The sequence below is a fragment of the Methylorubrum sp. B1-46 genome, from assembly GCF_021117295.1.
GTDB lineage: Bacteria > Pseudomonadota > Alphaproteobacteria > Rhizobiales > Beijerinckiaceae > Methylobacterium.
The window spans coordinates 554,793-581,709 of sequence record NZ_CP088247.1 but is presented as its reverse complement, the minus strand read 5'-3'; the positions used below and the strand labels follow the sequence as shown (position 1 = coordinate 581,709).

Below are 26,917 nucleotides of genomic sequence, written 5' to 3'. Positions count from 1 at the left end.
GCCGAAACGGGAGGGAAGTTCGTTGTGCTAAAAATATTTAACCGAAGTTGAGGGGTCCCGCTAAGGCTTTGTTTACACACTTGAACGAATGGTTAATGCGGATTGTGCAACAAAGGTTATGTAACCGGCTAAAATCTCGACATCGGTTGTCAGTGACTGTTCCGAAGGTCTCTCAATCGAGCTGTGGAAGTCGGGAAGAGCGGGGAAGCCCGCTGGCGGAGCGCGCGCGTTAACGTCTTCGAAGACGGCGTGATGACGGCTGGGACGGCGCTGCGGCGAACGCTCGATTGGGAGGATGGATGATTGCGTTGCTCAGTCTCGTGAGCTTGTCCTGCGGGCTGGTTCTGGCCGGCCGCGCGCCGCTCTATCCGGATTGGACCGCTCGGATGGAGATGGCCGGCGGCCTCTCCCTCGTGACGGGGCTCGCCATGGCCGGCGCAGGCCTGAAGGCTTTTTGCTGCTGAGGTCTCGATACGAGGCCGCAGGCCTCCGGATCACATGTCGGGCTTCAGACTGTTCCAGTCTCAGCCTCGCCGTCGCAGGACACTCGCGAAGAAGCCGTCGAGGCCGCCGGCCCGTCCGGTGCCGCCGCCGAGATGGCTCGGCAGGGTGCGCAGGTCGCCGGATGCGTCGATCAACTCGGCATGGCCGGCCAATTGGTCGGAGGTGATCGCGATCCGCTCGAAATTCGGGTTGCGCTTGAGAAAGTCCGCGACCTGTCCGCCGCCCTCTTCGGGTTCCAGGGAGCAGGTGCAGTAGACGAGCCGTCCACCCGGCCGCGTCAGCCGCGCGGCCTTATCGAGGAGGCGGCGCTGGAGGCCGGACAGCCGCATCACATCGGTCTCGCTCTTCGTCCAGGCGACATCGGGATGGCGGCGGATCGTGCCGGTCGCCGAGCAGGGGGCGTCGAGCAGCACCGCGTCGAAGGGTGCATCCTCCGGCAGCCCCAGGGCATCGGCCGTCACCACCTCCGCCGAGAGGCCGAGGCGTTCGAGATTGCGGCCGAGCCGTTCCAGCCGCGCGCCCGAACGGTCGACGGCCGTGACCGTCGCGCCCGCCGCCGCGATCTGTGCCGTCTTGCCGCCGGGCGCGGCGCAGAGGTCGGCGACGCGCTCACCCGGAGCGGGGGCGAGCAGCCGCACCGGCAGGGCGGCGGCGGCGTCCTGCACCCACCATGCGCCTTCGGTATAGCCGGGCAGTTCGGCCACCGAGTCCCGCACCTCGACCAGACGGAGCGACCCGATGTCGAGGCGGAGAGCGCCGAGCCGCTCGGCCCAGATGTCCGCGGCGCGCGCAACGGTGAGATCGACCGCCGCGCCCTCCAGATGGGCCGCGGCGATGCAGCGTGCCGTCTCCTCGCCGTAGGTTGCCCGCCAGCGCCGTGCGAGCCAGTCCGGGGTGTTGTGGGCGAGCGGATCGTTCTCCTCCGCGCGGATCACGTCGCGCTCGCGGGCGATTCGGCGCAGCACCGCGTTGACGAGGGGCGCGAGGTGCTGGAGCTGCGGGTCGGCCTTGGCGAGGCGCACCGAGAGATCGACGGCGGCGTGGTCGGCCACCGCGAGGTCGAGGATCTGCGCCGCGCCGGTCACCAGAAGGGCCAGGAGGTGCGGCCGGTCCTCGGGAAGGCCGTCGCGCAGGCGGGCAGCGAGTGCTGCCCGGATGAAGCCGAGGCGGCGGAAGCTCGCCGTGGCGATCGCGCGGGCGAGCGCGGCCTCGCCGGCCTCCAGCCGGGCCCCGCGCCCGGCCTGGGCGAGAGCATCTTCGAGCGCCAGACCGCGGGCGGGACCGAGTAGGGTCGTGACCGCCTCGCGCGCGACGTGGCGTGCGGCGAGACCCGGCACGGACGGGTCGAAGGCGGGCGGCATGCGGTGGTTGGGGGGCGTTGCCAAGCGGGAAGGGCCGTTCTGGGATAAAAGGGGTCGGTGGGGTCTCGCCCCTGGGCCGACGGAGTCACATCTGTCGGCAAAGGATGCAAGACGTGATGCGAGCGAGGATGGAGATCGGCATGACACAGGCGGATGCCAAGGACGAGGCCGATGCGGCGGGCGCCGCGCCGCGCATCCTGTCCCCGGCGGCGCAGCGGGCGCTGGCGGAGGCGGCCGAGCGGCGCGCTGCCATCGACGCCCGTGCGGCCAAGATCGCCGAGCGTCCCGAGGCGCTGGGACGCGGCGGCCTCGAGCCGGTCCGCTACGAGGATTGGGAGGTGAAGGGCCTCGCCAGCGACTTCTGACGCGGCAACCGCGCGGATCGACGGCCGGTCTCCGGAGCGGTCAGCCGAATTGTTCGCGCAGGATGCGCTCTTCCAGGCTGTGGCCGGGGTCGTGCAGCAGCACGAGGTTGGTGGCGTGGTCGAGCCACGTCTCCACCGTGCAGACCCGGCGGAACTCGGTATGATCGGCTACCGCCGCGACGGGGCGGTGCTCGGCGTCGATCACGTCGATGCGGATGCGGGCGTAGTTCGGCAGCAGCGCGCCGCGCCAGCGCCGGGGCCGGAAGGCCGAGATCGGCGTCAGCGCCAGGAGATGAGCGTTGAGCGGCAGGATCGGCCCCCCGACCGAGAGGTTGTAGGCGGTCGAGCCGGCGGGCGTGGCGGCCAGAATCCCGTCGGCGATGAGTTCGGGCAGGCGCACATGGTCGTCCACCGAGACCCGCAGCTTGGCGGTCTGGTGGGTCTGGCGCAGCATGTAGACCTCGTTGATCGCCCGCGCCGTGTGGCTGCGCCCCTCCGTATCGGTGGCGATCATCGTCATCGGGTGGATCGTCGAGCGCTTGGTGGCCTCCAGCCGGTCGAGCAGCCCGTCCTCGCGGAACTCGTTCATCAGGAAGCCGACCGTGCCGCGATTCATGCCGTAGATCGGCTTGGGCGCGTTCATGAAGCGGTGCAGCACCTGCAGCATCAAGCCGTCGCCGCCGAGTGCTACGACGACATCCGCCTCCTCGGGCGGAACGTGGTCGTAGCGGCGCATCAGCAGGTCCGCCGCCTCCCGCGCATCGGCCGTGGGGCTCGCCACGAAGGCAATCCGTGAAAAGCGGCGCGGCATCCGTGCTGTCAGCCCTGTTGACGGGAAGAGGCCGAGCCGGTCTCACTCGGGGCACGCGCCGGACATCCGAGGTTGGACGCCGGTCTGCCGAGGGAGAGCCATAGCATGGAGCGCCCGCTCCTCGTCTACACGACCTTTCCCGATGCCGCGATGGCCCTCGATGTCGGGGAAGCTTTGGTCCGCGCCCGCCTCGCGGCCTGCGTGAACGTGATCCCGGGCATGCAATCGGTCTACGCCTGGAAGGGGGCGATCGAACGCGGCACGGAGGTGGTCGCGATTCTCAAGAGCCGGGAAGGCTTGGCCGATGCCCTCGCGGCTGAACTGAAGCGGCGCCACCCCTACGAGACGCCCATCATCCTGCATCTGCCGGTCGCGGACGCCGATCCCGATACCGCTGCCTGGATCAGCGCCGAAACCGGCGCGGTTTAGAGCATCATCCCGAAAGGTGGTCACCGGCTTTCGGAAAAAGACGATGCTCTAAAAGTCCCTCATGCCGTTTCCGGTTGATCGCTTCGGTTCTTGCCCGACGCCGTCATCGCGAGGCGAAGCCGAAGCGATCCGGCGGAGACCGTATCACACCACTCCTGGTCATCGACCGTCCTCACTCCGGCGAGAGCAGCGCAGCGGGAGCTTCGTGAGAGACACTGAGCAAGCGGACATGCGAAGGGCGCGGACTCCTCGTCGGAGCCGCGCCCTCGAACCGTCGATGGAGCGCCTCAGGCGCCGACGAGGGGCGAGAGCCCGCGCTGCTGACGGGCAATGCTCGCCTCGTAGCGCTCGGCCTGCAACCTCGTCAGGCCCGAAACGAGGGCCATAGATCCACGATAGACGGTGTAGGTGCCGTCGTGGGTTGGTTTCACGCGAATGAGCTCGGACATGGGACCGCTCCCTGCCAGGGGTCAAACATCGAACGCGTTACGATAGGGGTACGTTAATCAGCTGTTCATGTGTTGCAAGCCCGTTCGAGCTCTGCTTCATGAACTATTTTCGTTGCATCGCAAGAAGAGCCGGCTCTTTTTTGCGGTGCGAATAGCAAAAAGGAAAGACAGACCGAACGATCATTTGACAAGCGCGTTTCACGCCGTATGGGCGCCCGCGGAAGTGATGTGGCCGGCAAGTCTTTGTCGCGGCTGCGATATGAGATCGGCGCGTCGAAAACGAAACTGTGATCGGATCCCGGTGGAATCACTCCGACGCAGGGTGCGGCCTGCCGCGATGCACATCTTGCATCAACACTTTCCCGATAGCGTGGGCTTCGAGACGCCTCATGCCGTGGCCCCCATGCCGAGCCCCCCTCCATCCGTCATCGATTTTCCATCCGAGCTCATCTCGGGGGACGGCGCAGAGGGGGTGGAGGCCTCTCTCGTCGCGCGGCGCGAAGAGCGGACGGTCACCAACTGGATCGCGATGATCCGGTTGTTCGACGGCACCGAGATTCCCTGTAACATCAAGGATATCTCGAAATCCGGTGCCAAGCTCGGCGTTCCTGAGGCCTACACCCTCCCAGCGTCGTTCATGCTCAGGATCCTGGGTCGGGATTTCGTACTGAAGGTCAATCTGGCCTGGCGGAGAGGCAACTACGCCGGTGTCCGCATCGAGCGCATCGCCAAGCTGCCGGTTGCCGAGGAGAAAAAGCCGGTCACCGTCGAGCAGACCCCGAATTACAGCTCGATCGGTTCACGCCGGAGCCGCGACTGATCCGGTTGACAGGATCGCCCGCCGCGGTCGGCCTTCGTGTTCGAATGCTGCCGGTTTGCGCAGCCAGCCGCCGTTACCGGCGACGAGCAACGAAATCTTCGGCGGTGGTCCGCGCCCGCTGCGTCGAGGGGCCGATCGTTTGTTCGGCAACGCACTTGCAAGCCGTCACTGCGAACCGATAACCCACCGAGCCGGGCGTCGCAGGGCGTTCCGGCAGATGGTCGGGTCAGAGGCGCGGAGCCGCGGGAATCTCTCTCCGACAGGCATCTGCGGTTCGAAACCCGCACGAATCATGGGAGCCGTGCTTGGCCACCATCATCCCCGTTTCGCCCTTCGACTATGTCGTGTTCGGCGCCACCGGCGACCTGACGCAGCGCAAGCTCCTGCCCGCGCTGTACCAGCGCTACCGCGACGCCCAGATTCCCGAGACGAGCCGCATCATCGGCGCCTCGCGCAGCCACATGAGCCTGGAGGAATTCCGGGAGCATGCGCGAGACGCCCTGAAGAGCTTCGTGCCGGCGGCCGAGATCGACGAGTCCAAGCTCACCGGCTTCCTCGATCACCTGTTCTACGTGGCGGTCGATGCCCTCGGGGATGACGGCTGGGATGAATTGAAGGCCCTGCTCGACGAGCGGCCCGACCGGATCAGGCCCTATTATCTTGCCACCTCGCCCGATCTCTACGGCTCGATCTGCCGCAACCTCGACCGTTACGGACTGATCGGCGAGAACAGCCGCGTCGTGCTCGAAAAGCCGATCGGCAAGGATCTGAAGTCGGCCCGCGCCATCAACGACGCGGTCGGCGCGGTCTTCCCCGAAAGCCAGATCTTCCGCATCGACCACTATCTCGGCAAGGAGACGGTGCAGAACCTGATGGCCCTGCGCTTCGCCAACACGATTTTCGAGCGGCTGTGGAACGCCGACGTGATCGATCACGTCCAGATCACGGTGGGCGAGACGGTCGGCGTCGAGGGACGCGGCGGGTACTACGACACCTCGGGTGCGCTGCGCGACATGGTGCAGAACCACATCCTCCAGCTCCTCTGCCTCACGGCGATGGAAAGCCCGATCTCGCTCGACGCCAATTCCGTTCGCGACGAAAAGCTGAAGGTGCTTCGCGCCCTCAAGCCCATCACGGCCGCCGACGTGCAGAGCGTCACCGTGCGCGGGCAATACGCGGCCGGCGCCGTCGGCGGGCGACCGGTCGAGGGCTATCAGGCTGACCTCGGCAGCGGCACGCCGAGCCGAACCGAGACCTTCGTCGCCCTGAAGCTCGAAGTGCGCAGCGGGCGCTGGGCCGGGGTGCCGTTCTACGTCCGCACCGGCAAGCGCCTGCCGAAGAAGCTGTCCGAGATCGTAGTACAGTTCCGCGCCTCGCCGTTCTCGATCTTCCCCGCCGACGCCTTCGGGCGCGAGCCGAACCGCCTCGTCATCCGCCTTCAGCCCGAGGAAGGCATGAAGCTCGAAGTGATGACCAAGGATCCGGGCCCCGGCGGCATGCGCCTGCGCCCGACCAACCTCGACATCTCCTTCGAGGAGACGTTCAAGCAGCGCTATCCCGATGCCTACGAGCGCCTGCTGATGGATGTGGTGCGCGGCAACGCCACCCTGTTCATGCGCCGCGACGAGGTGGAGGTGGCCTGGGCCTGGGCCGACTCCCTGCTCAAGGCCTGGGCCGACCGTCCCGACCCGCCGCGGCCCTACGCCGCCGGAAGCTGGGGCCCGACCGCCTCGATCGCCCTGATCGAGCGCGACGGCCGCACGTGGCATGAGGAAATCGGCTAACGCCCCAGGGGCAAGAGCAAATCGGCTGACGCCTCAGAGGCATGAGGCGATCGGCTGACGCCGTTCACGCCTCCAGCGGCGCCACCTCCGTCGGCCGATCGATGATGCGGCTGCCGAACAGGTGAACCTGGGCCGGGTCGCGGAGGATGCGGCCGCTCGGCATTCTCGGCCGCGCGCCGCCCAGGGCCGGGAGACGCGCCGCTTTGGATGGGCAGGCTGATCGTTACAGGGGCACGATCATCTCGCCCTTGGCCCGCGTGGCGCCGGCCAATTCACTGATCGCCGTCAGCGTGTCCCGCTCCGCCTCCCGGCCGAGCTCGGCCATGCGCGCGGGCGTCGGCATCGGAAGCCGCACCAGCACCAGGGTGCCGACCCCTTCCTCCGAGCGGATGCGCAGCGAGCCGCCATGCAGCTCGGCCGTGGAGCGGGCGATGGCGAGGCCGAGGCCGGAGCCCTTGTAGCTGCGGGTGAGATTGGTCTCGACCTGCTCGAAGGGCCGCCCGAGCTTGGAAATCGCCGCTCGCGGAATACCGATGCCGGTATCGCCGATGAAGAGGTGAGCGAAGCCGTTGCAGGAGCGTCCTCGCAGCGCGACCCGACCGCCCTCCGGCGTGAACTTCACCGCGTTCTGGATGATGTTGAGCAGGATCTGCTGGAGCGCCCGCTCGTCGGCCAGCACGCTGAGAGTCCCGGCCAGCTCGATATCGATGGAGACCGCTTTGCTCGCCGCCTCCTTGGCCACCAGCGTCACCGCGGCGGCGATGGCCGTGTCGAGGTCGAGGGGGCGGCGCACGAGCTTCACCCGCTTCGCCTCGATGCGCGACATGTGCAGGATGTCGTCGATGACCGAGAGCAGATAGGTGCCGCTCTGCTGGATGTCGCGGCAATAGTCGGCGTAGCGGGGTGAGCCGAGCGCACCGTAGACCTCGCTCTCCATCAATTCGGCAAAGCCCATGATCGCGTTGAGCGGTGTGCGCAGCTCGTGGCTCATATTGGCCAGGAACTCGGACTTGGACTGATTGGCGATCTCGGCGCGGGCCTTCTGGTCGAGGTGGCGTTCGGCGAGGTCGGCGAGCTGCTGCGTCTGGGTCTCCAGAGTCCGCCGGGAGCGCTTCAGGTCTTTGACGGTGCCGATCAGCTCGCGCTCGGAGGCGACGAGCTGCTCCTGATGGCGCTTGAGGCTGGTGATGTCGGTCCCCACCGAGACGTAGCCGCCGTCCTTGGTGCGGCGCTCGCTGACTTGGAGCCAGCGCCCGTCGGTGAGTTCGACCTCGAAGGTTCGCGACGTGCCGCGCTCCGGGCCCGGAATGCCCCGCCGCACCGGGGGGAGGGCGCCCTGTCCCATGACCTCGTCGTAGCGGCGGCCCGGTACCGCGTCGTCGCTGGCGAGCGCGTGCAGGTCGCGGAATTTCGAGTTGCACAGAACCAGCCGGTTGCCGGCATCCCAGAGCACGAAGGCTTCGGAAATCGCCTCCACCGCGTCGCGCAGGCGCATGTCGGCGGTGGCGGTGAACTCGGCCAGCCGTCGCTGCTCGGTGACGTCCATGGCGATGCCGACCAGATGCCGACTGCCGTCGGCCGCATCCTCGACGATCTCGGCGCGGGTGCGCAGCCAGATCCAGTCGCCGGAGGCGTTGCGGATGCGGAACTCGTGATCGACGGTGGCGTGGCTCGCGGCGAGGTGGCGGGCGAGGCTGTAGAGGTCGCCGTCCTCGGAATGGAGCAGGGCGTTCACGTCGCCGAAGGAGAGAAGGTCCTTCTCCGGCGTGTAGCCGAGCAGGGCGTACATCGAGTCGGACCAGAAGATCGTGCCGCGGGCGATGTCCCAGTCCCACAATCCGCAGCGTCCGCGTCCGAGCGCCGTATCGAGGCGCTGCTTGACCAGATCGCAGACCTCGTCGGCGGCCTGGGCTCGCTGGGTCTGAAGGATGTAGGCGGTGGCCATGCCCGCCAGCACGAGGGCGATGGCCGAAAGCGAGACCGCGTGGTGGCTGAACATCCGCCACCAATCGGCGGTGATCGGCTCGAAGCGCTGGAGGACGGCGACCTCGCCCGACCCATCGGCCAGGCGCCGCGCCGCGACGACGGCCTGTCCGCCGGCCTGGAGGTTGACCGTCATGGCCCCGGCGCTCTCGCCGAGCATGGCGATGGGCTCGCCTTCCGCGAGATAGCCCGCGAAAGTGTCGGCCGGTGCCGGACGGGGATAGGCGGCGCGAATCCGACCGGACGGATCGATCACCAGAACCTCGCAGCCGGCCGGCAGGAGGTGGACGGGAAGCACGCGGTCGAGCCGCGTCTCGGCGGCGGCCGGATCCTTCGACAGGGACAGGGCGGCGAGACGGGCGAACGCCTCGACCTCGCGGGTCGCCACGCGCATTCCCTGCTCGTGGCGTCCGCGCATCTCGAGGGCCGCCACGCCCAGCAGCGTGAGCATGAAGAGGACGAGCAGAGCCGGCAGCGCATAACGGAGCCACGTCTCGGCCCGGATGAGGCGGGCTTGAGCGGTGCCGGTCGTGCGCTGGATCCCGAGGATCGTGTCCGCGCGCGCGCGCGCGGACAGGGACGCGGAAGCCGCCCCCGACATATCGCCACCTCTGTACTGTCTGGAAACGGCGCCTCGGCCTGGGCCGCGCCGGCGGTCTCGAATCGTATTCACATTGGACATCGGGGGCGGACGTTTGTCCACGCGGTTTTTGGGGCAGGGCGTTGACACGGAAAGACGCTCGGAGAGCGCTCCCGGCGGTCGCGACTCGCCGAAACACCTTCCTCAACAGAGTCTTAACTAGCCGGCGAGGCTTCGTGTCGCGATGTCGGCGACATCACGAGAAAGTCCGGGCGTGGCAACGATGCGACGCAGGGCGGTTTCGGCCGCGGCCCGGCGGCCCGGTTCGAGGCGGCGCCACGGGCCGAAGGCGGTCATGAGGCGCGCGGCGATCTGCGGATTCGTGCCGTCGAGCGCCAGCACCGTCTCGGCGACGAGGGCATAGCCCGCGCCGTCCGGACGGTTGAACTGCGTCGGGTTGGCGAGGCTGAAGCTTCCGATGAGGGAGCGCACGCGATTCGGGTTGGTCATGGCGAAGGCCGGATGGCTCTGCAGCCTCCGGATTCGCGCCACCGTGCCCTCCTCGGGGATCATCGCCTGGATCGCGAACCATTTGTCGAGGACGAGAGGTTCGTCGGCATAGCGCTCGGCGAAGGCGGTCAGCGCCGCCTCCCGCGCCTCGCCCGGCAGGAGCGCGAGGGTCGCGAGCCCGGCGAGCCGGTCGGTCATGTTTGTGGCTGCCTCGATCTGCGCTTGACTGAGCCCCGTGCCGGCCTCCGCGTCGGCGGCGGCGATCAGGTCGAGGGCGGCGTTGCGGAGCGCCCGCCGCCCCGCGGCGTCGGCGTCCGGCGAGAAGGGCGTGCCCGCAGGCTCGGCCAGCGTCTCGCGCAGATGCGTCAGGCGCTCGCGCAGGCCCGTTCCGAGGCGGCGGCGCAGCGTCTGACGCGCGGAGAAGATGGCGTCGGGGTCAGTGTCCCTTCCGATCTCGTCGGCGAGGTCTCCCTCGCTCGGCAGGGCAAGGATCTGGGCGGCGAAGGCCGGATCGCGCAGAGCCTCCGCGTCGAGGAAGGCATCCAGCGCGGCGACGAACGCATCGGCGGCGGCGGGCTCAGCAGTCTCACCGCGCGCCTGTCGTGCCATCAGGCCCAGGGCGATGCGTTGGGCCGCCTCCCAGCGGTTGAAGCTGTCGGGATCGTGGCGCAGCAGGGTGAGGCGAGCCGTGTCGTCGAGGGCGCTCTCCACGCGAACCGGTGCCGAGAAGGCACGAAACAGCGAGGGAACGGGCTCCTCCGCCACATTCTCGAATGTCACCTCATCCTCGGCCGCGTCGAGCACGTACACGCCGGCCTCGACGCGCGCGCTCGTCACCCCATCGAGGGGGCCCTCGTCGCCGACGAGTCCGAGGCGGATCGGGATGACGAGGGGCGGCGCATCCGCCCCGGCGCCGGGGCGCGTCTGCCGGAAGGTGAGGCGGTAGGTCCCGGCGTTCGGTTCATAAGTGCCGGAGACCGTGACGCGTGGCGTTCCCGGCCGCTCGTACCACTCGGCGAAGCGCGAGAGGTCGCGGCCCGTCACCGCCTCGAACGCCTTCAGGAAGTCCTCGACGGTCGCGGCGGTGCCGTCGTTCTCGGCGAAGTAGCGGTCCATCCCGGCGCGGAACGCCGTTTCGCCGATCAGCGTGCGCAGCATCCGCACGATCTCGGCGCCCTTTTCGTAGACGGTGGCCGTGTAGAAGTTGTTGATCTCGGCATATTGCTTCGGCCGAACGGGGTGAGCCAGAGGGCCGGCATCCTCCGGGAACTGGCGGGCGCGCAGGTTGCGCACCTCGGCGATCCGGTGAACCGCGCGCGAGCGCATGTCGGAGGAGAATTCCTGATCACGGAAGACGGTGAGGCCCTCCTTCAGGCAGAGCTGGAACCAGTCGCGGCAGGTCACGCGGTTGCCCGACCAGTTGTGGAAGTACTCGTGGGCGATGATCGCTTCGATCGCCGCGTAATCGGCATCGGTCGCGGTCTCGGGCGAGGCGAGCACGTACTTGTCGTTGAAGATGTTGAGGCCCTTGTTCTCCATCGCCCCCATGTTGAAGTCGGACACGGCGACGACGTTGAACACGTCGAGATCGTAGGCACGCCCGAACGCGGTCTCGTCCCAGGCCATGGAGCGTTCGACCGCATCGAGGGCGTAGGCAGCCCGGTCGGCCTTGCCCGGCTCGACATAGACGGCGATCTCGACCGGCCGGCCCTCCATGGTGGTGAAGGGCTTCGAGACGCGGTCGAGCCGCCCGCCCACCAGCGCGAACAGATAGGCGGGTTTGGGCAGCGGATCGTGCCAGACCGCGTAGTGGCGCCCGGTCCCCGTCACCTCGCCCGACTCGACCGGATTGCCGTTGCCGAGCAGGACCGGGGCAGCCGCCTGCTCCGCCTCGATGCGGGTGGTGTAGATCGAAAGCACGTCCGGCCGGTCGAGGAAGTAGGTGATCCGCCGGAAACCGTCGGCCTCGCACTGCGTGCAGTAGACCCCGTTCGAGCGGTAGAGGCCCATCAGCCGGGTGTTCGCCGTCGGGTCGAGCCGCGTCTCGATCCGAAGGGTGAAGGGGCGCTGCGGCGGCGTGTGCAGCGTCAGGCCCGATGGTTCGGCGCGGTAGGCCTGCGGTGCGAGCCCCTGCCCGTCGAGTTCGAGAGCCAGCAGGGTCAGCTCGTCGCCGTCGAGAACGAGGGGCGCGCCCGCGCGGCCCGCCGGATTCGGGCGCAGCGCGAGCGTCGCGGTCACGCGCGTGTCGCGCGGGTCGAGGCGCACGTCGAGCTCGACCCGATCGATGAGGTGATCGCTCGGGCGATACGCTTCGAGGCGGACGGTCGGGGGCGTCTCGGTGCGCATCAGGGCAGGGCTCGCCGTCGTGAGAAAGGTCCCGCCTTCTAGAGGCGAACGGCGGCGAGCGGAATGCGTCGCGGTTCGATCAAGCCGCGGAGCGTGCCTGTTCCGCCTGATGCCGCAGGGCGAGCCGGTAGGTGAGGTCGCTCTGCGCGAGGCTTCCGGCAATGAAGCGGTCGAAGGCCGCGATCCAGTGCGGCGTGAGTTGGATGTAGGCGTTGCGCGGCCCCGAACGGACGAGGAATTTCCGCTCCCGCGCGACCGACAGGATATTGCGGACATGGCTGCGCGAGACGGCGAAGCGCGGCGCGAGCTGGACAAGATCGGCCTCGCGGATGTGGCTATCGGGTTCGCTGCCGCCCATCTCGAACAGCGACAGCAGGATGATCAGCGCGCTCGTGCTGCTGAGGAAGAAGACGATCTCCAGGTTGCTCCACATCATCGCGATGATCGCGTCGAAAGCCGCGATGGCCGAGCGGGCATGCGCCGCCTGAAAGGCGGGGTCGCGCTGTCGCGGCGGGCCGAAACCCGGCTCGGGATAGAGGGCTTCGAGGGCTGCGTAGTGGGCCGCCATCCAGTCGCGATCCCAGGCCAGAAGGGGCTCGGTCGGGAACAGCAGACGTACCCGGTTATCCTCCGGTTGCTGCTGGAGTTCGAGGTAGCCGGTCTGCACCAGACGCGCGACGAAGCTGTCGATCAGTCGCGGACTCGCGAAGCCGAAACGGGCCACGGTGTCCTTGAGGTGGCCTAGCGTCGGCCAGGTTGCGCGGTCGGTCGGATCGTAGCCGGCATGCTGGCAGACGATGATGGCAAGGGTGGTGACACGCCCGGCATCGGCACCGAACTGGCCGGGAAACATGCCCGCCTGGTAGACCCTGGCGGTTTCCGACACGAAGATCCGGCGCGCCGCCGGGAAGGCGGGATGTGCCAGGATCTGCTCGGGTGTGGCATGGTCGATCGCGCCGATCCCACGGATGATCGAGCCCGTCACGCGTCACGCTCCGACGACGGCGCGCTCCGCCGAGACATCTCGGAGTGAAGAGCGAAAAGGAATTCACTCGTAAAACTTCGCCGGCAAGTCGACATTTCCGAGGTTACTTGGTGAGATCTTGTCGAATCAATGGAGAAAAATTTTCTCCAAATACTCAAATCCATCTTCTTTATCGTCAAGTAATGGTTTCGCGTTGTTCGGTAGGTGATGTGACTGGGTCGATCAATTCCTATGATAAGGCCGATTTGTCAAATGTATGTTACCCCCAGTCGTTTGGGTCGTTCTGAGGCGGTGCTGTCCGCCCCAGGGCTGGCTCCGATCGACCCGCGACTCGGGCTCCCCATCGCAGACGCCCGTTGACGGGGGGCTGCCGCGGGCCAGATAGCCGGCCATCCCTGTCATCATCCGGTGTGGCCATGGAATACCTGCACACGATGGTTCGCGTGGCGGATCTCGACCGCGCGCTCGCCTTCTACGTCGACACCTTCGGCCTGAAGGAGGTGCGTCGGGTCGAGAACGAGAAGGGCCGCTTCACCCTCGTCTTCCTCGCCGCTCCGGGCGACGTCGAGCGCGCCGAGGCGACGAAGTCGCCCCTGATCGAGCTGACCTACAACTGGGATCCGGAGGAGTATTCGGGCGGGCGCAATTTCGGGCACCTCGCCTATCAGGTCGAGGACATCTACGCCTTCTGCCAGCGACTGAAGGACGCCGGCGTCACCATCAACCGGCCGCCCCGCGACGGGCATATGGCGTTCGTGCGCTCGCCGGACGGCATCTCCATCGAGATCCTGCAGAAGGGCGGATCGAAGCCGCCGCAGGAGCCCTGGCTGTCGATGGAGAATACCGGAACCTGGTAACGCGACGGGGTGGGCGCCCGGGCGTCACGCCGCGGGCGTCCATCCGGATCGATCAGGCCTCGACCTTCGGCGTGATGCCGAGCTCGGCGAGCTTGGCGCAGACCGCATCGACCGGCCGCTTCAGTCTCAGGCTGATGACGGAGACCGACACGCCCTCACGGGCCATGCTGCGCAGGCTCTGAACGGCGTCGAGGCTCCAGTTGGTATCGACCGACATGGCTTCCTCCTCTCTTCTCAGGCCGCGAGACGATCCGTTGGGTCAGTCCTCGGATCGCACCGCTTGAACGAGGTGGATCGCGGCCACATCCCCGGCAACCTCAGGCCGAACATCTGTGCATGCCCGCGACTTGGGCAGCACGCAGCGTCGGTCGCCCCTGAAGCGGGCTGCGGAAGGCGAAGCGCAGGCTGGGGCGTTCGACCTTGAGAAGGATGTTGCAGCCCCCGACCACGGCGCCGCATGCGTCGTGAAGTGCGGTCGGGTAGGGCATGAACGCCATCCGGCTCCCGTCCGGCCGTTCGAGGCCGATCTGGATGCCGCGGGGCGCGCGGCCTTCTCGGAGGGCGACGGCCATCGGCGAGAGATCGTGCGGGAGCGGTCTCCCATCCGCCTCGAACAGCCGCCACGACCCGCACCAGCGCGCCTTGCCGAGCACGGGGCGAAACCCCCAGAGCCGCGCGGCGGCGTCATTGTAGAAGGTCAGCCATCCGTCCGCGTCGGTGGTGTAGAGCGGGGCATCGATCTGCCGAAACAGATCGGCTCGTGACGGCTCGTAGTTCCAGTCCGAGTCCGGCGCGTCGAAATCGTAGATGAAATCGTCCGTATTCATCAGGCTCCCCACGACGTGCAGGCATTCGAAATGCCCGCGGCCAGCACTTCGTGCCCCCCTCTGTCGTGGGTTCCTGGGGACCCGCCGGCCTGAGACCAGCTCGATGGGCCCTTCGGAGCGGCGCCGGAGCGTCACCCTTCAGATCGTCCAACCCTTGCGGGATTGTGCCTCGAAGCTTCCGGGGGCGGTCGCTCCTCGACGCCATGAACGGCCGGTAGGCCGGACTGGGCTCTCTCGCCGGGTCTGATGCGGACGAGGGGTAGAATGCACGTCTTAACGAATGAGGCAAGCACTTTGCTCACATTTCGTTGAACGGACGCCGTTCTCATCCCTGCCAATCCTGTTGCGGCGCGAAATAGGATTGTATGTCGTATAAAGTGGGATGGTTCTCGTCTTGAGGGCGGGAGTGAATACCACATTTGTTTCATTGGGAGTTCGGATCGTACTCACGAACGCTTCCAAGGCCGATGCAGGTGTGGGGCGTTCGGCACCGCCCTGACTGCTTTCGCGCGCTGCTTTCCGGCAGTGATTCGGCGGAAGTCTGTTCAGAATGCTGAAAGGTCCAGCTTGGGCTGACGGCTGAAGCGATGCGCGCGAAAAGCCCAGCCGGTGCCACCCTGTCGTCCGTGACACCGCAAGACCTCGCTGACCGGGCCCGCACTCGACGTCGCCGGTCGGCCACTGGTGAGCCTGAGACCCTTCTTGCGTGAACGCCGCCGCCATCGCTGTCGGCGGTGCGTGAGCGGACGATCCAACCCGGACATGCCAATCCATCCCGAACCCGCGCCGATTGAACGATCGGCCGCGCGCATCCTTGGGGTGATCGAGCATTCGTGAAGCTTGATCGGGCCGCACGGTGCCGTAGGGACTTGCCCGGCCGAAAGGATTTATCGACTTGTGGACGCCCCGGAACGGCCCCACACCGCGGACGTTGTCCGGCGCATAGGTGAAGTCGTTTTCGGGTTGCGACGAGCGAACAGACGAGCGGTATGGGTGCTGATACGCCAGAAGGCGGCTTTTCGGGGAATGGCGGGCCGGAGACCCCGTTTGACCTCGGCGACGGATTCCGTCGATTTGCCGACCATGTGCCGCTGATGATGTGGCGTACGGATGAGTCCGGACACTCCACTTATCACAACGAGTGCTGGCTCCAGTTCACCGGCCGCCCCTTGTCCGAGGAGATTGGCGACGGCTGGCGCAAGGGACTGCACCCGGACGATTTCAAGCGTCATGCCGAGATCGTCGAGAAGGCGTTCGAGTCGCGGCTTCCGTTCACCATCGAATTCCGTTTGCGCCGCCACGATGGCGCCTATCGCTGGCTGCTCGATACCGGCCGTCCGCTCGAGGAGAACGGCATCTTCTACGGCTATCTCGGTTCGTGCTTCGACATCACCGACCGCAAGAACGCCGAGGAGCATGCCGAGCACGCGCTTCTGGAGAAGGAGACGCTGCTGGCGGAGATCTATCACCGGGTGCGCAACAACCTCCAGGTGATGGTGAGCCTGATCGGCCTCTACGGCCGCGCCGCGCCGGAATCCTGTCGCGGCAGCTTCGATGCCCTCGGGCAGCGGGTGAGGGCGATCGCCCTGGTGCAGCAGCACCTGCACGAGGCGCCCCACATCGCGTCGATCGACTTGCGGGACTATCTGCGGCGGCTCGCCTCCGGGCTCGGGCAGCTCCGGCGGGCCGGACGGATCAGTGTGACGATCGAGGGGGAGGGGACGAGTCTGGTCGAGCCCCGCACCGCCAACGCCCTGGGCATGATCGTCGCCGAGATCGTTGCGGAGTGCCTCGATGCCACGGGCGAGACGGTGACGTGCGGCATCGTGATCGGCATCGATGCGGGTGTCGGCGGACCGGTGCGGCTCTCCATCGTCTCCAGCTCCGGTGAGGCCGCCGCCGCGGGGCGGGAGGGTGTGCCGAAGCTTGGCCCCCGCCTGATCGCGGCCTATGCCGCCCAGGCCGAGATCGCCGTCAGCGGCACGGCGACCGAGACCGATCCGCTGCTGCTGCAACTGCCGGAGGCGCGGGCCTACGTCCCTCCCTCGCTGCCGCCGTCCCTGCGCTGACGCCTCGACGCAGGAAGAGCCTCGCGGCCCCAGCCCGCGGTCGCTATATCGGCTGAAATCGCCCGACGCTCCTGAACGCGTGTGCCATGCTGCCCGACCTCGACACCATCATCGAAAACTTCGAACTCATCGACGACCCGCACGAGCAGCTCGTCTACGTGATGGAACTCGGCCGCGCCCTGCCGCCCATGCCGGAGGCGTGGAAATCGGATCAGAATCTCGTCCGTGGATGCGAGAGCCAAGTCTGGCTCGTGGTGTCCACGGAGGACAACGGCCGCCGAGTGACGATCGTCGGCGACAGCGACTCGCATCTGGTGAAGGGCTTCGTCGCTCTCATGGTCGCGCTGTATTCTGGCAAGAGCCCGGATCAGGCGGCGAAGCTGGACGGGCTCGATCTGCTCAAGCAGCTCAATTTCGGCGCCCACGTCACCTCGAAGCGATCGAACGGCGTCCGCGCCATGGTCGAGAAGATCCAGCGCGACGCCAGCCGGGTCTCCTGACCGGGAGAAGGCACGCCCGCAGGGCCGCGTGCCGTCTCGGCGGATCTTTCCAGCCTGCCGGCCTGCTTCTTGTCGGGGAGGGAGGCCGCGGCCGCTTGAACCTTCCGCTACCCGAGCGGAGGTGAGCGCCATGCGCGGCTGCGGGCCCGTTCCGGGCCGGTCGCCTCGCGGCCGATCCCGTAATGCTCGGCGAGCCGCGCCAGGGCGATGCGTGCCACCACCTTGGCCGAGCGCGCCGGCCAGCGCCGCTCCGCCTCGATCCGCTCCAGGCCCTTGAGGAAGCCGCACAGGTCGATCAGCAATCCCGACAGGTCCGAGCCCACTGCCGCCAGCGCAAGATCCACCCGTTGCCGTGCGGCGATGATCCGGTCGGAGGCCGAAGACGGATCGCGCGGGCCACCCCCGTCGACGCGCGGCGCGGTCCAGTCGGTCGAGAGCTGCGGCAGCATCTGTGCCGATGTGAGGTCGTGGCGCAGCCGCTCCCCCGCCGCGAAGGCGGCCGCATCGATCATCGGCTCGCCGTCGCGTCCGCGCCGGCGGGCCATCCACGCCAGAGGACTCTCGGCCGTGTCACGCAGCCGCTCCGCCTCGCCCGACCCTTCTCGTACAACCGCGAGATGCTGCATCCGGAAGCCGTCCGAGCCGCCCACCTCGGCGCGGCGCAGACGCGCCCGCCCGGCCGCGCCGATCACCAGCCGGTTGCGTCGCCCGTCGTCCCGCGAAGCGAGATCGGCCGCGACAAGCGTCGCGCCGGCCCGTGCGGAGAACCGCCCCGCGCCGAGCGACACGCCGCCACCGCCGCTGCGCACGATCAGCGTCTCCGGCGCACTCGGATCGGGAAAGGCATACGCACCCTCGGGCGCCAGCGCCGCCAGCAGGCGTTCGGCCTCGCGACCGAGAACGCCTGCTATGTTCATGTTTTGTTCTTTACTCATATTGCCACCCGAACCGGACCAATGTCAGGAGGCTAAGGGAAAATCGTCCTAATACAAGTCTTGACAGCGTCATGTGCTGCCTGAGGTTGCACCGTCACGCTGTTCAAATCCGCGTTTCAGCCGCGCGGCGGACGGGTCGGTGGCTGTTTCAGCACCTCGGTGATCTCGTCCACCGACTTGTCGCGCACCTCGTAGCCCATCCGCTCGAAGCGCTCGATCAATGCATCGCTCTCGCAGGCAGAGCGGGCGGCCCACTCTGCGAGAGCCGCGTTGGTCTTGGACAGTCGTTCGGAGAGGTCCTCGTCGCTCATGTCGAAGGAATGCAGCAACGGCTGCTGCGTTCCGCGACAAATTCATGACGAAGCTGTTGATAAGTCGATTCGATGCGGTCCGCGCACGCGGTCGGCCGCCCTGGGCTCAGCGGCCCGCGGCACCGCCGGAGCAGGGCGGCACCGCGGGTGCTGGGGGCTGAGAGAAATCAGGCGGCCGCGTCGTAGTCTGGGCGCACTTGGCCGAGACCGATGGCCTTGGCAAGATCCGAACGGGCCTTGGCGTAGTTCGGCGCCACCATCGGATAGTCGGGCGAGAGACCCCACTTGGCGCGGTACTGCTCGGGGGAGAGATTGTACTTGGCGCGCAGGTGCCGCTTCAGCGACTTGAAGGTCCGCCCGTCCTCCAGGCAGACGATGTAGTCGGGCTGGATCGACTTCTTGACCGGCACGGCCGGCTGCTGCGGTTCTTGGACGGCGGGCTGCGGTGCGGCGACGCGGCCGCTTCCGACTTGAATCAGGGCGCCGTGAATGCTGCCGATGAGGCCGGCGAGTTCAGCGGCCGGCACCGGGTTGTTGCTCACATAGGCGGTGACGATGTCGGCTGTGAGAGCGACGTAATCGACCGACGGATCGGTTTCGTTCATGATCTCGGTTGTCCCTTCGCGGTGCATCGCGCGCAATCGATCTAGCCCAGTGTCCAGCGGGAACCGGGCAGGCAAAGGACCGTCTTGTGCAATCGTGCCGCTTGTTTTCGGTTTGGAGTGACGCCCCCTCAGTCACGCGATCTACCTAGGACATCTACATTAGACCTGCAAGACAGGACGGGTATGCACAACTGAATGGGTCCAGGGCGTCCGGGACGTGCGCAATTTACCGTGAATGCTCCAGCTTCCTCCTCTCGGGCCGGCTGTATGGATGGGCTTTCCGTGACGTTCGATCGGGGTCGGGCCGCGTTGCTGGCGGCCTTGCGGGCCGCCTCGCGGCGCGGCACACCGCCTGTCATCCCGCATGATCACCTCTCACGCGTTCGACCGGAGTTCGGCGATGACTTTCGAACCGCCCGCCTTTTCCCTGCCGCCCGAGGCACCCGCGGCCGAGGCGCGCCCGCACGCCTTCGAACTCTTCGGCCGGCGCGTCGAGGATCCGTTCGCCTGGCTCAAGGCCGAGAACTGGCGCGCGGTGTTGAAGGATCCGTCGGCGCTGGCTCCCGATATCCGCGCCTACCTCGAGGCCGAGAACGCCTATGCCGAGGCGGCGCTCGGCGGCGCTACGGCTCTGCGCAAGGCCCTCGTCGCCGAGATGCGGGGGCGCATCCGCGAGGACGACGCCTCGGTCCCGGAGCCCGACGGCCCCTTTGCCTATTACTCCCGCCACCGCGAGGGCGGGCAGCACCCGCTGGTTTGCCGCCGCCCGCGCACCGTTCACCGCATCGCCGAGGAGCCGGAGGATGGCGAGATCGGCGAGCAGATCCTGCTCGACGGTGACAAGGAAGGCGAAGGGCTGGCCTTCTTCGAGATCGCCGGCGCGGCCCACTCCGACGATCACCGCCTGCTCGCCTGGGGCGTGGACACCAAGGGCTCTGAGCTCCACACCATCCGCGTGCGTGACCTCGACACCGGCGAGGATCGCCCGGAGCGCGTGGAATCGACCGCGGGCGACGCGGTCTGGAACGCGGCCGGCACCGCCTTCTTCTACGTGGCGCTCGACGAGAACCACCGCCCCGCCCGCGTGATGCGCCACCGCCTCGGCACGGATCAGGCCGAGGATACGCTCGTCTACGAGGAAGCCGATCCGGGCTTCTTCGTGAATATCGGCCGCACCCAATCGGGCACCTATCTCACCGTCACGGCGAGCGACCACGAGACGGCGGAGGTCTATCTGCTCGACCGCGCCGACGACGAGGGCGCGCTGGCTTGCGTCGCGCCTCGCGAGGAGCGGCTGATCTACTCCGTCGAGCACTGGGGCTCGTATCTCGTCATCCTGACGAACGCCGACGGCGCGGTCGACTTCAAGATCGTCACCTGCCCCCTCGACGCCACGGCGCGGGAGAACTGGCGCGACGCGGTGCCCTACCGGCCCGGCGTGATGATCCGGCACCTGCACGTCCTCGGAAACCATCTCGTGCGGCTCGAACTGGAGAACGCGCTGCCGCGCATCGTCGTGCGCGACATGAAGGGCGAGGAGCACACGGTCTCCTTCGCGGAGGAGGCGTACTCCCTCGGGCTCCTGCCGGGCTATGAGTTCGAGACGGCGCGAATTCGCTTCACCTACTCGTCGATGACGACGCCGGCCGAGACCTACGACTACGATTGCGTCACCCGCGCCCGCATCCTGCGCAAGCGCCAGACCGTGCCGAGCGGCCACGAGCCTGCCGACTACGTTACCCGCCGCTTGTTCGCGACGGCGCCGGACGGGGAGAGCGTGCCGATCTCGCTGCTGCACCGCCGCGGGCTCGCACTCGATGGCTCGGCGCCGCTCCTGCTCTACGGCTACGGCTCCTACGGCACGCTGATGCCGGCGGCGTTTCGCACCAACCTGCTCAGCCTCGTCGATCGCGGCTTCGTCTACGCCATCGCCCATGTCCGCGGCGGCACGGAGAAGGGCTGGAACTGGTATCTTGAAGGTAAGCGCGAGAAGAAGCCCAACACCTTCACCGATTTCGTCGCCTGCGGCCGGGCGCTGATCGAGGCGGGCTATACCGCGCAGGGACGCATCGTCGCCCACGGCGGCAGCGCGGGCGGCATGCTGATGGGTGCCGCCGCCAACATCGCGCCGGAGCTCTTCGCCGGCATCGTCGCCGACGTGCCCTTCGTCGACGTGCTCAACACCATGCTCGACGCCGACCTGCCGCTGACCCCGCCGGAATGGCCGGAATGGGGCAACCCGGCTGAGAGCGAGGCGGCGTTCAGGACGATCCTGTCCTATTCGCCCTACGACAACGTCGCCGCGAAGGCCTATCCGGCGATCCTGGCGCTCGGCGGCCTCACCGATCCGCGCGTGACCTATTGGGAGCCGGCCAAATGGGTGGCCCGGCTGCGCGCCACCATGACCGGCGGCGGTCCCATCCTCTGCAAGATCAACATGGAGGCCGGGCATGGCGGCGCGGCCGGCCGCTTCGACCGCCTGGAAGAGGTCGGGCTGATCTACGCCTTTGCCCTGATGGCGGCGGCGCGCGCGGCGAAGCCCGCCTGAACAGGATCGGTGCCGGCCGGGAAAGGCCGCGCGGCCGGCGCTTCGACAAAGCGTCGCAAAAAGGGCAGAACGGCGCCCGCGCCTCTGCTGTGATGGTACAGCAGAGAATAAGATTAAAATAATAGTCGAACACGACGCCCAGGGAGAAACCCGATGAAGTACGTCGCGATCGCCGCCGCGATCCTGTTCGCGCTACCGCTCGCTGCGCAGGCTCAGGAGCCGGCGCCGAAGCCGGTCGCGCCCGAGGTCGGCGCGACCGCCCCAGAGGGGGCTCCGAAGGCGCCGCAGTCCGCCCAGGAGCGTCAGCAGGCGAATGCCGTGAAGCTCGCCGGGCTCGTGCGCTTCGTCGGCGAGTCCTGCAAGGAGGCGCAGCCCGATTACGAGCGGTTCAAGGCGGTGGTCGCCGCCATGGGGGTCGATCTCGACGCGATCTCCAAGGGTGAATTGCTGATGCGCAGCATGGGCTACACCGAAGCCTACCGGAAGAACGTCGATGAGAGCTGCCGGAAGGCGCAGGAAATGTTCGGCGAGAGGGGCACGGCGATCCCCGGCCTCGTCCTGCGCAAGGCCTCGTGAGGCAAGCCGCGCTTTAAGCACGCGTTCACCGCGCTGAGCGAGAGTGCCCGCACGAGTGGCGTTCGGCGCCCGGCCTCCGTCCGAGGTCAGGCGCCGCGAAGATGGCGGGCGTTTCGCGCGATGGGGGGACGGGCCGGTCAGGGAAAGCGGCTGCGTCCGGGCAGGATGTTGCTGCGCGCCGGCCTCGCCGCCGGCCTCTGCGCCTGGATTTCGGCGGCGGAGGCGGCCCGACTCGTCTCGGCCAAGGGCGCGCAGGCGCCGGAAGGCTACGGCCGCATCGTCCTGACCTTCGATGAGCCGGTCGCCGTCAAGGCGCGGGTGTCGGGCGCGATTCTCGTGCTCACCTTCGGCGAGGCGGTGACGGCCGGCCCCGAGCGGATCGCCGCCGGCATGCCGGACTATGTCACCGTGGTGCGGCGCGACCCCGACGGTTCGGCCCTGCGTCTGGCCCTGCAACGCCCCTATCGCCTCAACGTGCAGGATGCCGGCGAGCAGGTCTTCATCGATCTGCTGCCGGAGAATTGGAATGGTTTCCTTCCGCCGCTTCCCACCGAGGTGGTGGCCGATCTCGCCCGCCGGGCGGCCGCCGCCGAGGCGAGCCTGAAGGCCCGCAACCCGCCTCCCGTCCCACGTCCGCTGACCCTCGAACTCGCCCGCAACGAGGTGCGGACCCGTCTCTCGCTGCGCCTGCCGGAGGGCAGCGAGGCGGCCTTCGCGCCGACCGGAACAGGCACGCGCCTCACGCTGCCGGGCGCGTGGCGCATCGACGATCTCGCCCTGCGGGGGCGCCTCGCCCCGAACATCGGCCGCGTCGCCGTCGAGACGGAGGTGGGCGAGACCCGGATCGTCGCGAACCCGGCGGATGGTGTGACCCTCGCCACCGCGCGCGACGAGGATGTCGTCACCATCGATTTCCTCACCAAGCCGCCGTCGTCGGAGACCGCGCTGCCATCGGCGGCCCTTTCTGGAAGCGAAGCGAAGGAGGAAGTGAGGGACGCCGCAAAGGAGCCGCCCCGGCCCGCCGCCGCGCCGGCCGCCGACGCATCGCCGCGCCGTCCCGCGCCGCCCTCTTCCCCGATGACGCGCAAGGCGGGTTCGGGGCTCGTCTTCCCCTTCGCCAAGCGTGTGCCGGCGGCCCTGTTCGAGCGCGGAGGGGTCGTCACGCTCGTGTTCGCCACGACAGACCCGGTCGCCGTGCCTCCGCCCGGAGCCACGGGCCTCGTCGCGCTCTCGGCCCCGCAGCGCAGCGGCGCCTTCACCATTCTCCGCTTCACCGCACCCCCCGGACGGCTCGTTGATCTCCTGCCTGTCACCGAACCGGGAGGCTGGGAGCTGATGACCGGCGACAGCCTCTCACCGAGCGAGAGCCTGACCGCTCAGCGCATTCCGGCGGCGCAGGGGCGGCTCGGCGTGACCCTGCGCCTGCCCGCGGCCGGTCCCGTCGGCTGGCTCGATCTCGCTGGCGAGCGCATCGCCGTCGTCACTGCCGACGGCAGCCGTCCGGCGGGGGTGGTGAAGGCGCAGCGCTTCGTCGAGTTCGAACTCATCCCGAGCCGGCTCGGCCTCGCCGTGCTCGCGAACGCCGACGACCTCATCGTTCGGCCCGACCTCGACGGCGTCACGATCGGCCGTGAGGGCGGGAAAGAGGGGCGCGAGAGCGGTCTTGCGGTCTCCGGCGTCTCGCGTTCCGCCGATCCGCCGGTGGGCTCCGTCACGGAGCTGGTGATCGACCGCGAAGCCTGGGAAAAGGCGCAGCGCGGCGACGTGCGCGCGACACTGCGCGAGGGCTTGGCCGCCGCCGTCGAGGCGCAGCGCCGGGACCGCGGCGGCGCCCGCCTCGCTCTGGCCAGAGCGCTGATCGCCAACGACCTCGACGTCGAGGCGCTCGGCGCCCTGAACGCGGCCGCCGCCGAGGACGTCGTCATCGACGGCGACCGGCAGACGGTTCTGATGCGCGGCATTCTGCTCGCCCGGATCGGACGGGCCGAGGAGGCGCGCAAGCTCCTCTCGGACGAGCGGCTCGCCTCCAATCCCGAAGCTCGCCTCTGGCGCGGCTATGCCGAGGCGTTGACCGGTCGGTGGAGCGAGGCGGCGAGTGCCCTGCGCGCCGGCGAGTCGGTCTTGGAGCGCTACCCCGAGCCCCTCGCCTCGCTGTTCCACGCCGCCGCTGCCGAGGCCGCAGTCGAGACCGGGGATTGGGAGGCGGTCACGCGCGAAGCGATCGCAGCCACCCGTGCCGCCACCGAATACACGCGGGACCGGCTGACGCTGCTGCGGGCGAAGATGGACGAGGCGACGGGGCGCGGCGCGGCGGCGCTGGCGGCCTACGAGACGCTGCGGGATCAGGCGCCCTGGCCGCTGGCGGCGGAGGCGACGCTGCGTGCGGCCACCCTCGGCCACACACTCGGCAAGACGACCCTGCCCGACGCGATCGACCGGCTGGAGATCCTGGCCGTGACCTGGCACGGCGGCCCGACCGAGATCGGCACGCTCGGTGCGCTCGGCGGCCTCTACGAAGAGGCCGGGCGCTGGCGCAAGATCTTCACCACCGCGCGCCGGGCCAACACCCTCAACGCCCAGGCGCCGATCGCGCGCGCGCTGCACGAGCGCGCCATGACCGTCTTCGAGGACCTGTTCCTCGGCCCGCGCGGCGAAAAGCTCGGCGGCGTCGAGGCGCTGGCGCTGTACTTCGACTTCAAGGACTTCGCCCCCGCCGGCCGGCGGGCCGACGAGATCGTGCGTCGCTTGGCCGACCGTCTCGTCGCCCTCGACCTGCTCGATTCCGCCGACGAGCTGCTGCAGTACCAGATCGAGCACCGCCTGGAGGGCGCGGCCCGCTCCTCGGTTTCGGCACGGCTCGCCACGATTCGCCTGATGGAGGGCAAACCGCTCCAGGCGCTCCAGACGCTCGACGCGACCCACCTGCCCGAATTGCCGGAGGACGTCCGCCGCGCCCGCGCGCTGCTGCGGGCTCGCGCCCTGTCCGATCTGTCCCGCACCGATCTCGCCCTGGAGACGGTTGAGGGCGAGACCGGGGCCGATGCCGAACGGCTGCGCGCCGACATCCTTTGGGCCGCCCGCCGCTGGCGCGAAGCGGGCGAGGCGCACGAGATGATCCTCGGGCCGGCTTGGCGCTCCGGAAAGCCCCTCGACGACACGGCGCGCGCCGACGTGATCCGCGCCGGCATCGCCTATGGGCTCGCGGGCGAGGCGCTGGGCTTGGAGCGCTTGAAGGCGAAGTTCGCGGGGCCGATGGCCGAGGGCGCGGATGCCCGCACCTTCGCGATGCTGACGCGGCCGGATGCGCCCCGCTCCGCCGCCTTCCGCGACGCGGCCCTGCGCGCCACGAAGGCGGAAACGCTCGCCGCCTTCCTCTCGGAATATCGCAAGCGCTATCCGGACAGCGCCGTGCCGGAGCCCGGCAGCGCCGCGACGGGCAACCGCGCCGAGGCGCCGTCCCCGCCGCCGGGCTGACGCTCAGTACGTGCGGCGGCCGCGCTGCGCATCGAGGCTCCACGGGCCGGGGCCGGCGAAGGCGATGTAGAGGAAGACGAAGCAGAACAGGATTGCCGCATCACCCCCGTTGAGGGCCGGGAAGAAGCTCTTCGGCGCGTGGGCGATGAAGTAGGCGAAGGCCATCTGGCCGGAGAGGATGAAAGCGACCGGCCGGCTGAACAGCCCGACCACGAGCAGCGCGCCGCCGACGAGTTCGAGCAGGCCGGCGATTCCGGACAGCGATAGCAGTGGCGGGTTCATCGCGCTCGGCGGGAAACCGAGGATCTTCTGCGTGCCGTGCGCCATGAAGATCAGTGCCGAGACGATTCGCAGGACGCTCAGCATCCGCGGCGCCCATTGTGCGGTGATGCTCGTCAGATCCATGCCTCAACGTCCTCTCTACGCGTCGGCCCGCGCCCTCGAATCATCGTGCGGCGGGCCTCACCCTCCGTAGCTTTGAATGAGGGAGCCTGCCACCAACGTCCAACCGTCGACCAGAACGAAGAAGATCAGCTTGAACGGCAGCGCAACGGTGGCCGGCGGGAGCATCATCATACCCATCGCCATCAGCACCGAGGCGACCACGAGATCGATGATCAGGAAGGGGATGAACAGAAGGAAGCCGATCTCGAAGGCGCGGCGCAGCTCCGAGATCATGAAGGCGGGGGTGACGATTTCCAGGCCGATCGCTTCCGGACCCGCGGGGGCCGGCTGACGGGCCATGTCGAGGAAGAGCTTAAGATCCTTCTCGCGCACATTGCGCAGCATGAAGGTCTTGAACGGTGCGGAGGCCCGCTCGAAGGCCTGGGACTGGCTGATCTGGCCGGCCACCAGCGGCTCGACGCCGTTCCGATAGGCCTCCCGCGCCGTCGGTGCCATCACGAACGCCGTCAGGAACAGAGCGAGGCTGACCATCACCGTGTTGGGCGGGGCGGTCTGGGTGCCGAGCGCCGAGCGCAGGATCGACAGCACGACGACGATCCGGGTGAAGGAGGTCGCCATCACCAGGACGGACGGCGCGAGCGCCAGGACCGTGATCAGCGCGACGAGCTGGAGCGCCCGCTCGGTGGTGCCGCCCGCGCCGAGATCGAGGGTGACGCTCTGCGCCAGCGCCGCGCCCGAGCCCCCCACGAACAGCAGGACAGCCAGGACCGTCGTCCGAAGAGCGGGGCGCAGCACGGGTCGGCAGGGGGAGGGGGTCATCGCGGGCCGCACCCTGGGGCGTGATTCGGTCGCGCACAAGCGACGCGACGACACGCTGCAACGC

24 protein-coding genes are annotated in these 26,917 nt (G+C 68.4%); 11 read left to right on the top strand and 13 right to left on the bottom strand.

Going from position 1 to position 26,917, the window contains the following annotated elements; genetic code table 11:
- Positions 1–299: 299 nt before the first annotated feature.
- The gene (locus LPC10_RS02830) at positions 300–464 is read left to right on the top strand and encodes a hypothetical protein (protein WP_231345376.1); all 165 of its coding nucleotides are present in this window, start codon (positions 300–302) and stop codon (positions 462–464) included.
- A gap of 60 nt (positions 465–524) precedes the next feature.
- Here the strand turns inward: LPC10_RS02830 and LPC10_RS02825 are convergent, their stop codons facing one another.
- The gene (locus LPC10_RS02825) at positions 525–1,889 is read right to left on the bottom strand and encodes an RsmB/NOP family class I SAM-dependent RNA methyltransferase (protein WP_231345375.1); all 1,365 of its coding nucleotides are present in this window, start codon (positions 1,887–1,889) and stop codon (positions 525–527) included.
- A 116-nt stretch (positions 1,890–2,005) separates the two neighbouring features.
- On the opposite strand from LPC10_RS02825, the gene LPC10_RS02820 reads away from it, so the two are divergent.
- Positions 2,006–2,230 (top strand): DUF1674 domain-containing protein, encoded by a 225-nt coding sequence (locus LPC10_RS02820; RefSeq protein ID WP_231345374.1) that lies wholly within the window; start codon positions 2,006–2,008, stop codon positions 2,228–2,230.
- Positions 2,231–2,270: 40 nt separating this feature from the next.
- On the opposite strand, the gene LPC10_RS02815 is transcribed toward LPC10_RS02820, so the two are convergent.
- Positions 2,271–3,041 carry an NAD kinase gene (locus LPC10_RS02815; RefSeq protein WP_108938578.1) on the bottom strand — a complete coding sequence of 257 codons (771 nt, stop codon included), beginning with the start codon at positions 3,039–3,041 and terminating at the stop codon, positions 2,271–2,273.
- Positions 3,042–3,146: 105 nt separating this feature from the next.
- Between LPC10_RS02815 and cutA the strand changes: the two genes are divergently transcribed.
- The gene (gene cutA / locus LPC10_RS02810; RefSeq protein WP_231345373.1) at positions 3,147–3,470 is read left to right on the top strand and encodes a divalent-cation tolerance protein CutA; all 324 of its coding nucleotides are present in this window, start codon (positions 3,147–3,149) and stop codon (positions 3,468–3,470) included.
- A gap of 287 nt (positions 3,471–3,757) precedes the next feature.
- Here the strand turns inward: cutA and LPC10_RS02805 are convergent, their stop codons facing one another.
- The gene (locus tag LPC10_RS02805; RefSeq protein ID WP_173807866.1) at positions 3,758–3,919 is read right to left on the bottom strand and encodes a hypothetical protein; all 162 of its coding nucleotides are present in this window, start codon (positions 3,917–3,919) and stop codon (positions 3,758–3,760) included.
- A 370-nt stretch (positions 3,920–4,289) separates the two neighbouring features.
- Here LPC10_RS02805 and LPC10_RS02800 point away from each other — a divergent pair, with 370 nt between their 5' ends.
- Positions 4,290–4,739 (top strand): PilZ domain-containing protein, encoded by a 450-nt coding sequence (locus LPC10_RS02800; protein WP_231345372.1) that lies wholly within the window; start codon positions 4,290–4,292, stop codon positions 4,737–4,739.
- A gap of 305 nt (positions 4,740–5,044) precedes the next feature.
- Positions 5,045–6,523: a glucose-6-phosphate dehydrogenase gene (gene zwf, locus LPC10_RS02795; protein WP_231345371.1), complete on the top strand. Its 1,479-nt coding sequence runs from the start codon at positions 5,045–5,047 to the stop codon at positions 6,521–6,523.
- 223 nt (positions 6,524–6,746) lie between these two features.
- Here zwf and LPC10_RS02790 read toward each other — a convergent pair whose 3' ends face one another.
- The 3 genes from LPC10_RS02790 to LPC10_RS02780 all read right to left on the bottom strand — a co-directional run bounded on the left by LPC10_RS02790 (position 6,747) and on the right by LPC10_RS02780 (position 12,927).
- Complete coding sequence (locus LPC10_RS02790) at positions 6,747–9,107, bottom strand: PAS domain-containing sensor histidine kinase (protein ID WP_231345370.1); 2,361 nt, start codon at positions 9,105–9,107, stop codon at positions 6,747–6,749.
- Positions 9,108–9,305: 198 nt separating this feature from the next.
- Positions 9,306–11,942, bottom strand: coding sequence for an aminopeptidase N (gene pepN / locus LPC10_RS02785; RefSeq protein ID WP_231345369.1), 2,637 nt, complete (start codon positions 11,940–11,942; stop codon positions 9,306–9,308).
- A 79-nt stretch (positions 11,943–12,021) separates the two neighbouring features.
- Complete coding sequence (locus LPC10_RS02780) at positions 12,022–12,927, bottom strand: hypothetical protein (RefSeq protein ID WP_231345368.1); 906 nt, start codon at positions 12,925–12,927, stop codon at positions 12,022–12,024.
- Positions 12,928–13,343: 416 nt separating this feature from the next.
- Between LPC10_RS02780 and LPC10_RS02775 the strand changes: the two genes are divergently transcribed.
- On the top strand, positions 13,344–13,784 hold the full coding sequence (locus LPC10_RS02775; RefSeq protein WP_231345367.1) for a VOC family protein: 441 nt from the start codon (positions 13,344–13,346) through the stop codon (positions 13,782–13,784).
- A 52-nt stretch (positions 13,785–13,836) separates the two neighbouring features.
- Here LPC10_RS02775 and LPC10_RS02770 read toward each other — a convergent pair whose 3' ends face one another.
- On the bottom strand, positions 13,837–14,001 hold the full coding sequence (locus tag LPC10_RS02770; protein ID WP_231345366.1) for a hypothetical protein: 165 nt from the start codon (positions 13,999–14,001) through the stop codon (positions 13,837–13,839).
- A 100-nt stretch (positions 14,002–14,101) separates the two neighbouring features.
- Positions 14,102–14,611 carry a hypothetical protein gene (locus LPC10_RS02765; RefSeq protein ID WP_231345365.1) on the bottom strand — a complete coding sequence of 170 codons (510 nt, stop codon included), beginning with the start codon at positions 14,609–14,611 and terminating at the stop codon, positions 14,102–14,104.
- 989 nt (positions 14,612–15,600) lie between these two features.
- On the opposite strand from LPC10_RS02765, the gene LPC10_RS02760 reads away from it, so the two are divergent.
- Both LPC10_RS02760 and LPC10_RS02755 read left to right on the top strand, forming a co-directional pair.
- Complete coding sequence (locus LPC10_RS02760; RefSeq protein ID WP_231345364.1) at positions 15,601–16,680, top strand: sensor histidine kinase; 1,080 nt, start codon at positions 15,601–15,603, stop codon at positions 16,678–16,680.
- An 86-nt stretch (positions 16,681–16,766) separates the two neighbouring features.
- Positions 16,767–17,180, top strand: a complete 414-nt coding sequence (locus LPC10_RS02755; protein WP_231345363.1) for a SufE family protein — start codon at positions 16,767–16,769, stop codon at positions 17,178–17,180.
- Between the two features lie 107 nt (positions 17,181–17,287).
- Here LPC10_RS02755 and LPC10_RS02750 read toward each other — a convergent pair whose 3' ends face one another.
- The 3 genes from LPC10_RS02750 to LPC10_RS02740 form a co-directional block, all read right to left on the bottom strand.
- Positions 17,288–18,097 (bottom strand): DUF6456 domain-containing protein, encoded by an 810-nt coding sequence (locus tag LPC10_RS02750; RefSeq protein WP_231345362.1) that lies wholly within the window; start codon positions 18,095–18,097, stop codon positions 17,288–17,290.
- A 134-nt stretch (positions 18,098–18,231) separates the two neighbouring features.
- A complete protein-coding gene (locus LPC10_RS02745) occupies positions 18,232–18,426 on the bottom strand; it encodes a hypothetical protein (protein WP_231346947.1) in 195 nt (64 codons plus the stop codon).
- A gap of 167 nt (positions 18,427–18,593) precedes the next feature.
- Entirely contained in the window at positions 18,594–19,031 is a 438-nt protein-coding gene (locus LPC10_RS02740) for a MucR family transcriptional regulator (RefSeq protein ID WP_231345361.1), read from the bottom strand.
- Between the two features lie 400 nt (positions 19,032–19,431).
- Here LPC10_RS02740 and LPC10_RS02735 point away from each other — a divergent pair, with 400 nt between their 5' ends.
- The 3 genes from LPC10_RS02735 to LPC10_RS02725 all read left to right on the top strand — a co-directional run bounded on the left by LPC10_RS02735 (position 19,432) and on the right by LPC10_RS02725 (position 25,629).
- A complete protein-coding gene (locus LPC10_RS02735; protein WP_231345360.1) occupies positions 19,432–21,579 on the top strand; it encodes a S9 family peptidase in 2,148 nt (715 codons plus the stop codon).
- A gap of 153 nt (positions 21,580–21,732) precedes the next feature.
- Positions 21,733–22,155 carry a hypothetical protein gene (locus LPC10_RS02730; protein WP_231345359.1) on the top strand — a complete coding sequence of 141 codons (423 nt, stop codon included), beginning with the start codon at positions 21,733–21,735 and terminating at the stop codon, positions 22,153–22,155.
- Positions 22,156–22,275: 120 nt separating this feature from the next.
- A complete protein-coding gene (locus LPC10_RS02725; RefSeq protein WP_370644634.1) occupies positions 22,276–25,629 on the top strand; it encodes a hypothetical protein in 3,354 nt (1,117 codons plus the stop codon).
- Between the two features lie 3 nt (positions 25,630–25,632).
- Here the strand turns inward: LPC10_RS02725 and LPC10_RS02720 are convergent, their stop codons facing one another.
- Together LPC10_RS02720 and fliP are read right to left on the bottom strand one after the other, a co-directional pair.
- Complete coding sequence (locus LPC10_RS02720; protein ID WP_231345357.1) at positions 25,633–26,034, bottom strand: DoxX family protein; 402 nt, start codon at positions 26,032–26,034, stop codon at positions 25,633–25,635.
- Positions 26,035–26,091: 57 nt separating this feature from the next.
- Entirely contained in the window at positions 26,092–26,853 is a 762-nt protein-coding gene (gene fliP / locus LPC10_RS02715) for a flagellar type III secretion system pore protein FliP (RefSeq protein WP_231345356.1), read from the bottom strand.
- Between the last annotated feature and the right edge of the window lie 64 nt (positions 26,854–26,917).

What these genes read in the sequence shown, in the direction of transcription:
- LPC10_RS02725 (WP_370644634.1), top strand. Translation starts at nt 22,276, where the DNA reads ATGGGGGGACGGGCCGGTCAGGGAAAGCGGCTGCGTCCGGGCAGGATG.
- cutA (WP_231345373.1), top strand. Translation starts at nt 3,147, where the DNA reads ATGGAGCGCCCGCTCCTCGTCTACACGACCTTTCCCGATGCCGCGATG.
- LPC10_RS02770 (WP_231345366.1), bottom strand. Translation starts at nt 14,001, where the DNA reads ATGTCGGTCGATACCAACTGGAGCCTCGACGCCGTTCAGAGCCTGCGC.
- LPC10_RS02740 (WP_231345361.1), bottom strand. Translation starts at nt 19,031, where the DNA reads ATGAACGAAACCGATCCGTCGGTCGATTACGTCGCTCTCACAGCCGAC.
- LPC10_RS02830 (WP_231345376.1), top strand. Translation starts at nt 300, where the DNA reads ATGATTGCGTTGCTCAGTCTCGTGAGCTTGTCCTGCGGGCTGGTTCTG.
- LPC10_RS02730 (WP_231345359.1), top strand. Translation starts at nt 21,733, where the DNA reads ATGAAGTACGTCGCGATCGCCGCCGCGATCCTGTTCGCGCTACCGCTC.
- LPC10_RS02735 (WP_231345360.1), top strand. Translation starts at nt 19,432, where the DNA reads ATGACTTTCGAACCGCCCGCCTTTTCCCTGCCGCCCGAGGCACCCGCG.
- fliP (WP_231345356.1), bottom strand. Translation starts at nt 26,853, where the DNA reads ATGACCCCCTCCCCCTGCCGACCCGTGCTGCGCCCCGCTCTTCGGACG.
- LPC10_RS02805 (WP_173807866.1), bottom strand. Translation starts at nt 3,919, where the DNA reads ATGTCCGAGCTCATTCGCGTGAAACCAACCCACGACGGCACCTACACC.
- LPC10_RS02745 (WP_231346947.1), bottom strand. Translation starts at nt 18,426, where the DNA reads ATGAGCGACGAGGACCTCTCCGAACGACTGTCCAAGACCAACGCGGCT.
- LPC10_RS02820 (WP_231345374.1), top strand. Translation starts at nt 2,006, where the DNA reads ATGACACAGGCGGATGCCAAGGACGAGGCCGATGCGGCGGGCGCCGCG.
- LPC10_RS02815 (WP_108938578.1), bottom strand. Translation starts at nt 3,041, where the DNA reads ATGCCGCGCCGCTTTTCACGGATTGCCTTCGTGGCGAGCCCCACGGCC.
- LPC10_RS02790 (WP_231345370.1), bottom strand. Translation starts at nt 9,107, where the DNA reads ATGTCGGGGGCGGCTTCCGCGTCCCTGTCCGCGCGCGCGCGCGCGGAC.
- LPC10_RS02720 (WP_231345357.1), bottom strand. Translation starts at nt 26,034, where the DNA reads ATGGATCTGACGAGCATCACCGCACAATGGGCGCCGCGGATGCTGAGC.
- pepN (WP_231345369.1), bottom strand. Translation starts at nt 11,942, where the DNA reads ATGCGCACCGAGACGCCCCCGACCGTCCGCCTCGAAGCGTATCGCCCG.
- LPC10_RS02750 (WP_231345362.1), bottom strand. Translation starts at nt 18,097, where the DNA reads ATGAACATAGCAGGCGTTCTCGGTCGCGAGGCCGAACGCCTGCTGGCG.
- LPC10_RS02760 (WP_231345364.1), top strand. Translation starts at nt 15,601, where the DNA reads ATGGGTGCTGATACGCCAGAAGGCGGCTTTTCGGGGAATGGCGGGCCG.
- LPC10_RS02775 (WP_231345367.1), top strand. Translation starts at nt 13,344, where the DNA reads ATGGAATACCTGCACACGATGGTTCGCGTGGCGGATCTCGACCGCGCG.
- LPC10_RS02755 (WP_231345363.1), top strand. Translation starts at nt 16,767, where the DNA reads ATGCTGCCCGACCTCGACACCATCATCGAAAACTTCGAACTCATCGAC.
- LPC10_RS02765 (WP_231345365.1), bottom strand. Translation starts at nt 14,611, where the DNA reads ATGAATACGGACGATTTCATCTACGATTTCGACGCGCCGGACTCGGAC.